This is a genomic window from Acinetobacter sp. WCHA39, assembly GCF_002165385.1.
GTDB lineage: Bacteria > Pseudomonadota > Gammaproteobacteria > Pseudomonadales > Moraxellaceae > Acinetobacter.
This window is the reverse complement of sequence record NZ_NHRP01000010.1, coordinates 1-12,486: the sequence shown is the minus strand read 5'-3', so window position 1 is coordinate 12,486 and position 12,486 is coordinate 1. Positions and strand designations below refer to the sequence as shown.

16 protein-coding genes are annotated in these 12,486 nt (G+C 38.7%); 7 read left to right on the top strand and 9 right to left on the bottom strand.

Features of this window, described 5'->3' with window-relative positions:
* The first annotated feature begins 99 nt into the window (after positions 1-99).
* Both CDG56_RS06725 and CDG56_RS06720 read left to right on the top strand, forming a co-directional pair.
* Positions 100-471: a hypothetical protein gene (locus CDG56_RS06725; protein WP_004660233.1), complete on the top strand. Its 372-nt coding sequence runs from the start codon at positions 100-102 to the stop codon at positions 469-471.
* A gap of 359 nt (positions 472-830) precedes the next feature.
* Complete coding sequence (locus CDG56_RS06720; RefSeq protein ID WP_171295119.1) at positions 831-2,060, top strand: MFS transporter; 1,230 nt, start codon at positions 831-833, stop codon at positions 2,058-2,060.
* A 102-nt stretch (positions 2,061-2,162) separates the two neighbouring features.
* On the opposite strand, the gene sodC is transcribed toward CDG56_RS06720, so the two are convergent.
* Both sodC and CDG56_RS06710 read right to left on the bottom strand, forming a co-directional pair.
* A complete protein-coding gene (sodC, locus tag CDG56_RS06715) occupies positions 2,163-2,744 on the bottom strand; it encodes a superoxide dismutase family protein (RefSeq protein WP_087547347.1) in 582 nt (193 codons plus the stop codon).
* A 103-nt stretch (positions 2,745-2,847) separates the two neighbouring features.
* A complete protein-coding gene (locus CDG56_RS06710; RefSeq protein ID WP_005156434.1) occupies positions 2,848-3,945 on the bottom strand; it encodes an AI-2E family transporter in 1,098 nt (365 codons plus the stop codon).
* Between the two features lie 339 nt (positions 3,946-4,284).
* Here CDG56_RS06710 and CDG56_RS06700 point away from each other — a divergent pair, with 339 nt between their 5' ends.
* Complete coding sequence (locus CDG56_RS06700; RefSeq protein ID WP_087547345.1) at positions 4,285-4,689, top strand: hypothetical protein; 405 nt, start codon at positions 4,285-4,287, stop codon at positions 4,687-4,689.
* A 73-nt stretch (positions 4,690-4,762) separates the two neighbouring features.
* Here the strand turns inward: CDG56_RS06700 and CDG56_RS06695 are convergent, their stop codons facing one another.
* A complete protein-coding gene (locus tag CDG56_RS06695) occupies positions 4,763-5,407 on the bottom strand; it encodes a ParA family protein (protein WP_005156418.1) in 645 nt (214 codons plus the stop codon).
* Between the two features lie 128 nt (positions 5,408-5,535).
* Between CDG56_RS06695 and CDG56_RS06690 the strand changes: the two genes are divergently transcribed.
* Positions 5,536-6,003: a Holliday junction resolvase-like protein gene (locus CDG56_RS06690; RefSeq protein WP_005156416.1), complete on the top strand. Its 468-nt coding sequence runs from the start codon at positions 5,536-5,538 to the stop codon at positions 6,001-6,003.
* Between the two features lie 14 nt (positions 6,004-6,017).
* Here the strand turns inward: CDG56_RS06690 and CDG56_RS06685 are convergent, their stop codons facing one another.
* Positions 6,018-6,641, bottom strand: a complete 624-nt coding sequence (locus CDG56_RS06685) for a class I SAM-dependent methyltransferase (protein WP_087547344.1) — start codon at positions 6,639-6,641, stop codon at positions 6,018-6,020.
* A 169-nt stretch (positions 6,642-6,810) separates the two neighbouring features.
* Between CDG56_RS06685 and CDG56_RS06680 the strand changes: the two genes are divergently transcribed.
* Positions 6,811-7,374, top strand: coding sequence for a hypothetical protein (locus tag CDG56_RS06680; RefSeq protein ID WP_087544161.1), 564 nt, complete (start codon positions 6,811-6,813; stop codon positions 7,372-7,374).
* A gap of 44 nt (positions 7,375-7,418) precedes the next feature.
* On the opposite strand, the gene CDG56_RS06675 is transcribed toward CDG56_RS06680, so the two are convergent.
* Both CDG56_RS06675 and CDG56_RS06670 read right to left on the bottom strand, forming a co-directional pair.
* Positions 7,419-7,994, bottom strand: coding sequence for a hypothetical protein (locus CDG56_RS06675; RefSeq protein ID WP_005156411.1), 576 nt, complete (start codon positions 7,992-7,994; stop codon positions 7,419-7,421).
* 19 nt (positions 7,995-8,013) lie between these two features.
* Positions 8,014-8,793 carry a class I SAM-dependent methyltransferase gene (locus CDG56_RS06670; protein ID WP_087547343.1) on the bottom strand — a complete coding sequence of 260 codons (780 nt, stop codon included), beginning with the start codon at positions 8,791-8,793 and terminating at the stop codon, positions 8,014-8,016.
* A gap of 121 nt (positions 8,794-8,914) precedes the next feature.
* Here CDG56_RS06670 and CDG56_RS06665 point away from each other — a divergent pair, with 121 nt between their 5' ends.
* A complete protein-coding gene (locus tag CDG56_RS06665; protein WP_087547342.1) occupies positions 8,915-10,189 on the top strand; it encodes a hypothetical protein in 1,275 nt (424 codons plus the stop codon).
* A gap of 58 nt (positions 10,190-10,247) precedes the next feature.
* Here CDG56_RS06665 and CDG56_RS06660 read toward each other — a convergent pair whose 3' ends face one another.
* The 3 genes from CDG56_RS06660 to CDG56_RS06650 form a co-directional block, all read right to left on the bottom strand.
* Positions 10,248-10,790 carry a hypothetical protein gene (locus CDG56_RS06660; RefSeq protein WP_087547341.1) on the bottom strand — a complete coding sequence of 181 codons (543 nt, stop codon included), beginning with the start codon at positions 10,788-10,790 and terminating at the stop codon, positions 10,248-10,250.
* Between the two features lie 154 nt (positions 10,791-10,944).
* Positions 10,945-11,391 carry a hypothetical protein gene (locus CDG56_RS06655; protein WP_087536033.1) on the bottom strand — a complete coding sequence of 149 codons (447 nt, stop codon included), beginning with the start codon at positions 11,389-11,391 and terminating at the stop codon, positions 10,945-10,947.
* Positions 11,392-11,427: 36 nt separating this feature from the next.
* Positions 11,428-11,844: a hypothetical protein gene (locus tag CDG56_RS06650; protein ID WP_087547403.1), complete on the bottom strand. Its 417-nt coding sequence runs from the start codon at positions 11,842-11,844 to the stop codon at positions 11,428-11,430.
* A 130-nt stretch (positions 11,845-11,974) separates the two neighbouring features.
* On the opposite strand from CDG56_RS06650, the gene CDG56_RS06645 reads away from it, so the two are divergent.
* Positions 11,975-12,451 carry a hypothetical protein gene (locus CDG56_RS06645; protein ID WP_087547340.1) on the top strand — a complete coding sequence of 159 codons (477 nt, stop codon included), beginning with the start codon at positions 11,975-11,977 and terminating at the stop codon, positions 12,449-12,451.
* The last annotated feature ends 35 nt before the right edge of the window (positions 12,452-12,486 follow it).

Below are 12,486 nucleotides of genomic sequence, written 5' to 3'. Positions count from 1 at the left end.
AATACAACAAATCTCTCATAAGTCACATACATTTTGTTGCTTTGAAATCCAGTTTTGCATAGTAGCATAAATGCATGTGGTAAATAGGAAAGGTACAAAATGTATAAAATTTGGATGGTTTTAGGGTGTAGCTTATTTTTAGCCGCATGTAATCAGCCGATTGCACAGTCACAGCAACAAGCAGCGGTACAAAAAAGTACAGCAATACATGCGGTTTTACTCGATCAACCAAATTTATTTCATGATGAAACTAATCTCAAAATTGATCAGCAGTTTAATCGTGCTGAAAACCCAACAGATGCGGAAATCACTGTTGAACAAGCCCAATTAGATGATTCTGTTGCAGCTATTCGTACCGAATATGAGTTAAAGCGTGATCAAGAAGTCTGGAAGATTGTAAATAAAAAACAAAGCTATCAGTGTGCGAGAGGGGACAATACCAATAAATTCCAGTTTGAATTGTGTTCCTGAATCGCATTGATAAATTGACGATGAATAAAAACCAAACAAAAATGTGGATAACTTTTAGGTTATTCACATATCCACACAATTCCTTTTATTGCTTAAATTGCAGGCATTTTTAAAAAGTGCTAAAGTCACGCTTGGCCATTTTGCCAATAGGTAAACTTTTACCAATCTCACGTAAATAAATAGTTTTCTTAATACACCTTGTGAATACGGTGTTTTCACACTTTTACATGCGCTCTCACTGCATGGAAATCAAAATTTAATTTAAATCAGAACCATAAAATGACGTAGTGCGGAATCTATTTTCTTTTTTTCAAGGAAATAGATGCACGCGAATTGGTTATTTTTGTGAATAGAACATGATGACGAACAATCAAAGCATGACGTTAAACCGTATAACGCTCATGTTTCCATTAGCTTTAGTGCTATTCGAATTTTCAGTCTATATTGGTAATGACTTAATTCAGCCAGCAATGTTGGCAATTACAGAACAATTCGGTGTTAGTGCAACATGGGCACCATCTTCCATGTCTTTTTATTTATTGGGTGGAGCAAGTGTTGCTTGGTTGCTTGGACCTCTGTCAGACCGTCTTGGACGTAAGAAAGTATTATTGGCAGGCGTGGCTTTCTTTACCATCTGTTGTTTGCTGATCTTATTGACGCAGAATATCCAACAATTCCTGACTTTACGTTTCTTACAGGGAATTGGCCTTACGGTCATTTCGGCAGTGGGTTATGCTGCAATTCAGGAAACATTTGAGGAACGTGATGCCATTAAAGTGATGGCATTAATGGCCAATATTTCCTTGCTTGCGCCATTACTTGGGCCTGTTCTGGGTGCATTTCTGATTGATTATGTCTCTTGGCATTGGGGTTTTGTTGCGATTGCAATCATTTCATTCCTGAGTTGGTTTGGTCTAAATAAATTTATGCCAGCAACCCCAGAGCGTCGAGCGAGACAACCTTTTATTTATATTTTTGATGATTTTAAAAAAGTATTCACCAATCGCCGTTTCTTAGGGTTAAGCATTGCTTTACCTTTGGTTGGGATGCCATTAATGCTGTGGATTGCGCTGTCACCCATCATCTTGGTCGATGAGTTAAAGCTCAGTAGTGTGCAATATGGTTTAGCGCAATTTCCTGTATTTTTTGGCTTAATTGCAGGGAATATTATCCTGATCAAAATCATTGATCGCTTTCCATTAGGCAAAACCATTTTGATGGGCTTACCGATTATGTTGATTGGAACGCTGTTTTTAATTTTAGGTGTGATTTGGCAAACTTATCTAGTGCCGTGTTTATTGATCGGTATGACCTTAATAAGCTTAGGAGAGGGGATTAGTTTTTCAGTTTTATATCGTTTTGCATTAATGTCTTCAGAAGTATCCAAAGGGACAGTCGCTGCGGCTGTTTCAATGCTATTGATGATGAGTTTCTTTGTGATTATAGAATTGGTGCGTGTACTTTATACGCATTTCCATATATGGGCTTTTGCATTAGCGAGTGTCAGTTTGATCGGTTTTTGGTTTATGCAACCAAGAGCTGTGCTCAAACAAGTGATGCAAGAACGTAAAGCCGAGGGAATCAATTAGTGAATAATATGCTGAACCAGTGGCGTAGTCATTTGTAGCTGCATAAAATATCTACGAAACTGTGGATATCTTTTTAGATACCCACAGTGCCTAAAATACTTTTTACTTAATCACACCACAGGCAACCCGATCTCCGCCACCGCCCAAAGGCTTAGGTGAATCTGAATAGTTATCGCCACCTGCGTGAATCATGATTGCCCGACCCTGAATATCGGTAAGTTTCAGGCGTGGGGCAAGCACAGGCGTTGTTGCAAAACCCTTGTCAGTCACGGTTAGGGCAGGCAGGTCACCTAAATGTCCATCCAGTGGCGTACCGTGATGGGCAACTTTCTCTGGGTTAAGATGCCCGCCCGCAGCGAGGGCGGCTCCCATTTTGCCCTCTTTTTCAGCAGCTTCACATGAGGCATTTTCATGGATATGGAAACTATGTTCACCTGGGGAAAGTTTTCCAAGCGCGGGGGTAATTAATAAACCTTTTGCTGTTTGTTTAAATGTTACTGTTCCAATGGATGCACCCACACCATTGGCATCGACTTGGTAAACTTGTATGAGTTGTTTCTGATCTGCTGTCGTTGGCTGTGTTTGAATTTTGGATGCATTGCTGTCTAAGTTAATAGAAGAACATGCACTCATCATCAAAACTAAACTTGTCAGAACACAAGACTTTTGTACCGTTGAAATCATTGCAAATTATCCTTATCTATCAGCTTTATTAGTTTGATTCAAATAAACTATGGGATAACTCGCAAGTTGTCAGTAAGATTAAATGGTAAATCGTGTAAATAGATTACGACTTTGTTTCAGGTGGCGCTTCAATGGCAGCGATTGGCTCCTGAACATTCTCATGCAGCCATTCACGCCAGATTGCCAATAAAATAGCTAAGATGACTGGACCAATAAATAAGCCCACTAAACCAAAACTTGCGATTCCTCCTAGCACACCAAACATAATTAAAATGAATGGAATTTGAGTTGCACCTGAGATAACTAAAGGTCGAATCACATTATCTGAACTACTTACAATCAAGAGACCCCATGTAATCACACCAATTGCTTCGACAGTTTGGCCTTGAGCAAATAGCCATAAACCAACCCCTAAATAGGAGATGGGAGTTCCAAATGGAATTAAGGCCAAAATAAACGTTACCATGGTGAGTAGCATTGGGTTCGGCACACCTGCTACAAAGTAACTGAGACCTGCTAAAATGGCTTGTGCCACAGCAGTTAATCCCACGCCATACACTACAGCGCGTGTTGTTTCTGAAATGGTTTCTAGATAATGGTGTACACGTGGGCCAATCACCATTTCCATAGCGCGGCTGACCTGTGCCAGAATCATCTGTCCATCCCGATAGAAAAAGAATAACGTCATGATTGCAAAGGTCAGTTTAACTAAATTCCGACTAATCTCACTCAGTACAAAACGGCCATAGCTCAAATGACCTTGTATCCATTCGGCAACATTCTTCGCAATACTATTCGGATCGGCACTTAATTCATTGACTGTACGACTGATATCCTTACCCACAATCGGAAGTGTTTTTATAAACTCGGGGACTTGAATATGACCTGAAAATAATTGTTTTTGTAAATTAAAATATAAATTTCGGCCTTCGAGTTGCAGCATGAAAATGGCACAAACAAAGGGAACCCCAATCACTAAAATGACCAACGTAATCATGATCGTTGCATTTAGCGTTGGTCGATTTTCACCGAAAAAGCGACGTTGTACCCATAAATAAACAGGCCATGTCATATAAGCAATAATCGCTGCCCAAAGAACAGGGACGATAAAGTATTTGAGAATGCTGAATCCCAAATACATTAAGACAAAGAACAGTCCAAACAATAAAACACGTTGTAATGTGGGAGCGTATTGTTGCACAAGCTTCCGTCTCTAGGGCTAAAAGTTGAATAAAATCATATTAACTGAAAAATGCGTCCAGTAAAATTTTCATTCAGTAATTTCACGTTGAAATCTCTAAATGGAATCAGGGGCTAAACCGTTGGCATGTTTCAGCCAGCCGATTATTTTCAATGGAGTGGCCAGTGATCGGCAATATGTATATCTCAGCATTTACGAAAGTTTTAAGACTGCAATACAGCAACTTACCATAGCAACATTTGCTATCGAGTTTAATACAAGAGTTGGCAAAGAGTTACAAAGCGTATTGTTATATTGAATTCATCACACATCCATAAAGTGAATTTAAGGAGCAGTTCGATGACACATTCAAATAATCAGGACAATACCTCTGCAAAAACAGGTCAGGACCATCATTCACAACCGAATAACAGCAATGGTACACAAGCCGAAAGCGCAGTGGCTACCCTCTTGAACGGTGATAAACTCAGTTATCAGCAAGTGGAAGGCCTGACGGACAGTGATCAATTACAGCAGGCTATAGAAAGGGAAGATATTCCTAAAAATCCTGAAAATGCACTACAGGAGCAAGGTGCGGAACGTGAACAGGCAATCCAGTCAAATGATGGCAGTCACGGTAACGAGACCATCCGTAAAGCTATGGAAAACCTCGATAGTGATGAAATGAGACATAACCTGAAAGATGAGGGTGATGACACAGACCAACCTAGCCCAAACCCCGCACCTTTCATTGAACCTAAATAAAGATAAGTTTTATTAATGCAGTTACATCAATGGTCTCATGCCTTGTTCCATCCTGCTAATGGAGCAAGGCGGCTTAAAACCATTCACTTGGATCATCGACTAACTGATTCAGAACGGGTTGCCATTGGCTTTGAATACTCACAAAATTTTTCTGTGGTTTATCAAAAATACTTAAACCTTGCATAGCCAACGTGCCATAAGCACTACGTTCTGAAATCCATGCGACAGGTTCTTGTTCAATCTTATTAAAGAAGTCTTGAATGTCTTTTGAACTAGAGCTATTCGCTTTCACGCGATTGGCAATCAACAGAATTTGTACTTTTCCTTTACGTATGCGTTTGATGTCTTGTAAATGTTTTAGGAACCGACGCGTACTATCAATATCAAAGAATGAGGGCTGTAAAGGGGTCACAATGGCATGGGCTTCGCTGACCAATTGTTCTGCATGCTCACCTGACAGTGCGCCTGGGGCATCAATGATTAAATAATCGAGATGTTTAGGTGCATCACCAATTGATTTCTCATGCCTCCAGTCGAGGCTTTGAATGGCAGCAACAGTTTCAGGGCGTTGTTTTAACCATTGTAATGATGATTTTTGGTTATCAGCATCAGCCAACGCGACCTTATAGCCCTTTTGTGACAGTGCTGTGGCAAGCGTAATGGCTGTCATGGTTTTACCACAGCCACCTTTTTGATTTGCAATTAATATTGTCTTCATGAAATTAGATTTTTTAACAAGCGTTTTGTATTCAACTATACCTTAGCATCTTTTTCAGTAGAGTGTGTGACACATGACAAAAGTTTAATGTTGCAGTTAAATAGCAGATTCAGAAAAAGGAAAGTTTTATGTCGGTTTGGCTTGCAATGTTAATTGGTGGTTGTATTGGTGTTGTGATTACCACGCTGATTTTGTCCAATACGCGGAATGGTCGTATTCAGGCGGAATATGAAAAATATATTGCTGAATTAGAATTAGAACATAAGCAAGCTTTGCTAGATGCACAGAAACGTAGTGTAAATACCAGTCGTGCGGTGTTAAAAGGAAAAATGGCAGAACAGTTTGCACCGATTTTACCTGAATTTCAGTATTTACCCAGTGATGCAAAATTTCTCGGTGATCCTGTCGATTACGTGGTTTTTGATGGCTATACCGATTTTCGTGATGGTGATGGGACTGCAGACGATATTGAAGTGATTCTACTTGATATTAAAAGTGGTGGTGCGCGCTTGAGCAAAGGACAGCAGGCAATTGCTCAAGCAGTACGTGAAGGACGTATTCGTTTTGAAACGCTAAGAATTGATTTTGAAAATTAATGATTGCTTTGAATTTATAACTTCTGCACGCGAGCCAATAGCATTTTTTGTGCAATCGCAGGAATACCATCTGCATCAAAATATTCTTTTTCAAGAAATTTAAATTTAGCTTGTGCAAGGTGTCGTTCAATATCGCGATTGAGATGACATCCATCTCCAATCCTTTTTTGTAGCGGAGTGAGTAGGGTCTGTAAGGATTGTAATTTGATCGAGTCAGGATGTTTCACATGCTCAATTAAATGAAAGGTGCCTGTAGGTTTCAACACTCGATAAATTTCTGCTAAGGCGACATCAAGTTTTGGAATACTACAGAGAGTCCATGTGGAAACAATATGATCTAAACTTGCATCGGCGAATGGAAGTTTCTCTGCGCTGGATTGTACATGCTTAATATAAAAAGGCGCATGCTGAACTCGTTCAACGGCAAGATGATAAATGTCTGGATTGGGTTCCAAAGCATAAAGTGAGTCAACATTGCCATAGAAAGGAATATTTAAACCTGTACCAAAACCTATTTCGAGGACTTCACCTTCGATAGGAACTAATAATTCACGACGCTTATCCATCAAACTTGCAGTCTGCATGACTTGATTGAGTAAATGTGGGAAAACTCGACGTTGATAGAATTGATAAATCATAGAGATCCATTCGTTGATTCAGATTAGAGAAATCAGTAACAAAGCCACAAAAATATGACTAAAGTAAGTTTGATTGTTACTAAAAAAAGTAATTTTTTTCATCTTCTAAGCATACTATGAAGATATACGCTTTTCTAAGAATTTAGTTAGATTTTGAGGGTGATGAGCCATGAAAAAACGTCTATGGATGAGTTTAGGCATGGTGGTTATGCTTGGTCAGACACATGCATCGACCAGCGGAATAGAATATAACATTGCCAATGGTTTATCGCCGATCGCAAAGGATCAGTCTATTTCGGTGTTACAGCCTTTTTATGGCAACTTCCGTATTCTTGGTTCTAAAATGTACCAAGATGACGAACAAGCAAAATTTTCTCCGATTGATTATGCCGTGAGTTGGGGTTTGTTTGCCAAGCCCGAGATCGCACGTAAAATCTCAGTAAATCAATATGACCGCTATTTGAATTGGAAAATAGATAAGCTACCTGTTCCTGCAAATCAAGCCATGCAAATGGTTTCTAATATGCATATTATTCCCGCAAATCCTGAAATTGCCCAGCAAATCAAACAAGTGAAGCGTGGGGATTTGGTGCAGTTGAAAGGTGAGTTGGTTGAGATTCGGGATAAAGATTTGGTTTGGCGATCTTCTTTAACACCTACGGATACGGGTGATGGTGCTTGTGAGTTATTCCGTGTTAATTCAATTCAGTGGATAGAAAAACAAAAAATCTAATCTTGTTGAACAAGAGAGGGTCGTATGACCCTCAATTTTTTATATCACTCGCTCGCCTTTTTAGTTTCTGTTGGTTGAGAACTTTTCCAATGGTGTAGTTGGCTTTGCGCATGTAGATATTCATTTAAATGATCAACTTGTTTGGCCGTATCAGTATTTTCTGTGGTACTCGCTAAGGTACTTTGCTCAAGTACTTTGGCTTGATTATCCCAGTATTCATATAAAAGTCCTTGAATATATCGACCTTGTTCTGTTTTAAGTTCTAACTCTTTCAGCATATTCAGTGCCGATTGAACATTATCTGTTTGGCGTTGCTGTTCAAACGCTGGAGTGAGCGTATTGGCTTCTTTCATCTTCGCCAGCTCTATTTCCATACTGTCGCTCATTTCGGTAAAACGACGGTCATAGTCATCTAAAATCGCAATATCATGAGCATCGTCAGCTGTTGTAGGGAACTGTTTAATCGGGATTTGTTTAAGCTGACCAATGGCATCATTAGAATTTTGAGTTTGCTGTTCTTGCTGAGAGGGTGCTTTAGGATCTTTGTTACAAGCACTCAGTAATAGTGTAGAGCTGATCAAGCAACTGAGTGCAATCGTGGTTTTAAATTTAAAGGTCATAGAAACACCTGATTTATTGTTACTTTGCTATTTTTTGGAAATGGTAGGCAAAGGTTGTATAAGGAAAATCAATCTGATCTTGAGCAGTTCGCCCTGTAAAATCAAATACAATTTGTTCAAATCTTGCTTTCAGTTGCTGTTGTTGATGTTCTGGCATTGCTGCAATAAAACTTGTGGAAAGTAAGCGTTTGCTCACCACTTGTTCTACTGTGCCTGTATGTTTGAGTTGAAAGGTCTGAAGACCGTTGAATTGAAAGAGCTGTTGTTGCTCAAAAACCTGTTTCCATTTCTCACTATGATAACGTGGTGTATCTGCTTCAAATGGGGCGATTTCATCGGCCAACGCTTTGACCCAGTCAACAATAATATCACGTTGATTCCAAACCAGTCCAAGATGCCCCGTAGGAATTAATACCCGATACATTTCTTTGAGCGTTTCGATATTTGAGAACCAGTGAAAAGATTGGGCACAAATAATGGCGTTAATGGATTCATCCTTCACCAGAAGTTGATCGCTTGAAGTCTGTAGACATTCGACTGTGCTATAGCTTTGCTCCAGTTGTTCTCGCATCGCTGTCACAGGTTCAACGGCAATCACTTTTGCCTGTGTCTGAAGTAGGAAAGGTAAGAATTTGCCAGTCCCTGAACCAAGGTCAATAACACTGGAATTTTCACCGACTTTGAGCTGATCTTGCAGCCAAACGAGGATTTCTGGTGGGTAACTGGGGCGAACTTGTTGATACAGTTCAGCCCCTAAACTAAAGCCTTTTTGAGCGGAAGGATGTAAGGATTGTGTCATTTTTTGCGCTTTTTAATCTGTCTTATCTCTATAAAATAAGATACTCCGCAAATAGGGTTTGGCAAAGACATCATTTGATGGCTTTTTGCGACAAGCCTAGGATTAATTTTTCAGTGTGAGCATGGATAAGCAAATAATATTTGAAGATGAACATATTCGCGTTATTTTTTTAAAAGGTTCAAGTGACACTTTAGTGGTTTCGTTTGGCGATTTGATTAGTCGTGCCAAAGGAATGTCAATTAATGCTGAAAAATCACTCATAAAATATCAATACAATGTCATCGGTATTATGCCGAAGCAAAAATCTTGGTTTCCTCAAAGCAGCATGCTTGAGATGCAGCGACAGATTCAGCCGACCTTACAACAGTTTGAGCAGATTGTGGGTTATGGTGGATCAATGGGAGGTTATGCTGCGATTAAATATTCTAATTTATTGAATATGCATAAAATCGTTGCTTTTGTACCACAATATTCGATAGACCCTGATGTGGTTCATGATCGCCGTTATGCAGAATTTTTTGACGCATCTATTCATCAAAATATGCAGATTCAGGCAGATGAAGTGGATTCATCTCGTGAATACATCATTGTCTATGATCCATACTATGCAGAAGATAAAGAACATTTCTTAAAAATACAGCCCTTATTACCAAAGATGCATGTGATTCATTTGCCTTTTACAGGACATGAAGCACTCTCGGTTTTGGCAAGTTCGCAATTACTCAATGATTTTGTTGAGCAACCTTTTGAGATTACTTATTTTTATAAGCGTGTTCGAGAGGTTAAAAAGCAAAGTAAGTTCTACTATCGCCATGTACTAGATGCATTATTGAGCAGCCATCATCAAGCTTTATTACGAATCTTGCAAAATAACGATTTTGAATTAGATGAACGTTATTTTGATGCTGTTCTTAAGCAAAAATTGGTTCAACAATTATTTAATCTACAACAGGGTACTGAGCAAAATTTACGGAAGTTAGGTATTCATCCGCATTTTATGCAACAGATGGACAGCTCAGTGCCGACCATTCTCACGATTCAAAATACATGGTTAGTTTTTAATTTAGTCAGCTTAAAGCTAGAGGCTTATAACGCTGAAGCAATTCAGGCGAATCAACAATATCTGTTGCCATTGAAAGCCAGTATGAATGCCGTTGTTGAACTTGAGTTAAATGCAGAATCTTATGTTTTGACGATGAATGATCGTGGGATTCATAAATTAGTTAAAGTCGGTGAAGCTTTGGCTTTGGATCAGTCTTTATTGATTTTTAAACGCTATCCTGAATTTTATCAACTCAGTTATAAAAACTTGACCTTGAGTTGTGATGATCATGGGCAGGGACATTTTATTGAAAATCATGCAGATGAGCAGACCAAACTACAATTGATAGACTAAATCACATAATCAAAAGCCCTTTGCTTAAGCAAAGGGCTTTTAACGATGGGTTCGAAAATTAGTTTGTACCCACTTTTGCATTGGTATTTACGTTCGCATTTACACCTAATACTTTCACACCAACATTTGCACCTGCCTGAGCCTGTTTCCTGTCTGCATTCAAGCCCGTTTGTGCCTGAATGGATGAGTTTCCAACGTTAACCCCGGCTTGGGTATTCAGGCCAATCGACTTTTGCTCAGCCTGATGTTGCTGATGACGTTTTTTTGCTTCTGCTCTTTTTTCAGCAGCAAACTCCTTGCCATCAGCAGCTTTCTCTACCGCATAATCCTTAGTGTTTTTAACCACTTTCGCGGTTTTGTCTACCACCTGTGAACCCACATTTACACCTGTGTGTACAGCAGCATGGCCAACATGATGTGCTGCGTGACCTACGCCCTGAGCAGTATTTTTGACCGCACCTGCAACGCCGCTAATCAAGCCACCAGACTGGACATTAACCTGAGCTGAGCCATTGGCATTGACCCCAACATTTTGTGCAAAAATAGAGGCAGAAGCGAGAATACTTGTTGTCACGATAGCTGTTTTGATCATTTTCTTCATTGCGATTTCCTTAAGCGATGTACCGTTTGGGGTACTTCATCAACGCCACTGCATCATAACGGGCAAAAAGCAGAAATGTATGTATTTCAGCAAAACTTTACAACCAGATTACAGCTTAAAAACACTTTGGATAGAAATTGTGGAGATGGCAAACTTAGCCACATTGGTCCAAAACGGTTTGGTTAAAGTAGCTTTTTAACTTGTCAAAGTTATGTTTTACCTCAGGTTTCTGAATGTCAAATACTGTGGTTTTTCGCGTTTTCTGATCTAATACAGGTTTTTCAGTGGCGGCATTGAATAAACGATTCGGCACATATTGATAGGTCTCAGAAAAAGCCCGACTCAACTGATTGCCTTTAAATTCCCATGATTCCGTACTCTGCCCACCATCAAAATAACCTGTAAACTGGATCATGCAATGATTCTTGTATTTATTTAAGGATGCGGCATTGGTCTTGGTATCGGGTAGGGCATCAATGTTCTGAACCACTTGCAGTTGCTGTAAAGGCTGCTCGGTTTGAGAAGAGAGCGTTGAACACGCGGTAAAGCCAATACTACTGACTAAACAAAGCAAAATAGTTTTAAAAGGCATAACTGTCATTGTTTCATTCATTCCTATAAATTTTGTTCAATCGTATTAATTTGATGAGGGTTGGCTCAGTTCAGCACGTTCGATTGGCACATTTCCATTATTTGTACCTACTACAGCATCTTTGGTGTCTTGCCATTTTTTAGCAGTATATTGTTTGGCTTTTTCGGTTTGTTCCTGAACAATGATGGATTGTTCAGCAGTGTATTCTTTGGTGGTTTTCCACTTTTCACTGATTTTTTGTGATGTATTTTCAGATGCACCTTGAATTGAATCACCTAGGTTTTGTAGCCCTTTACCTGTTTTGTACAGCAATACTCGACCGAGACTAGGATTGTCACCATAAGGAAGTGTTTTTTCAGCTGTTGTCGTGTTTGCATTTGTGGCTGTTGTATTTTCGGCTGCCCAGAGAGAAGACGATGCGATCAGTGTAGTCGCTAAACACAGTACAGGTATTTTTTTCATCATCACTTATAATCTCAACGCTGTTTTGTGCAGAAAATAATATCTTTATACTTAGTAAAATAATTAGATGAATATTGTTGTATGTGATATTTTTTGTTATATTTTTGTTTTTTAATTTCTAGGGGGTATTATGGATTTCAACTATATAAGAATTGAAAAATTATTTGGTCAGTTTGATTATCGTATAGATTTTAGCGATTTATCGAATAATGTTAAAATAATAACGGCACCAAATGGCTATGGTAAATCGACAATATTAAAAATAATTGATAATTTTATTAATCAAAAGTTTGATCAGTTATTGAATTATGAGTTCGCTAGTTTTGAGATTTCATTCAATAGAAGTATTTTTTACATAAAAAGAGAAAGTAACACTTTATATATACGGGATAATAATAGTAATTCTTTAAATTACAGTAAAGAAGATCTTTTGGAGTTCTCTAAAAATTTTCAATATATAATTCGCAGAGAACTTCCATTCCTTAAAAAGCTATCAATTAATAAATGGATAGATGAAAGGGATGATGAAATTTTATCAAGTACAGAAGTTAAAAATAGATATCATGGCAGAGTAAAACTTGAAGTGCGACATAAACCACCTAATTAATTTAAAGGGTTTATGGAGTATATAAAATTGTCATA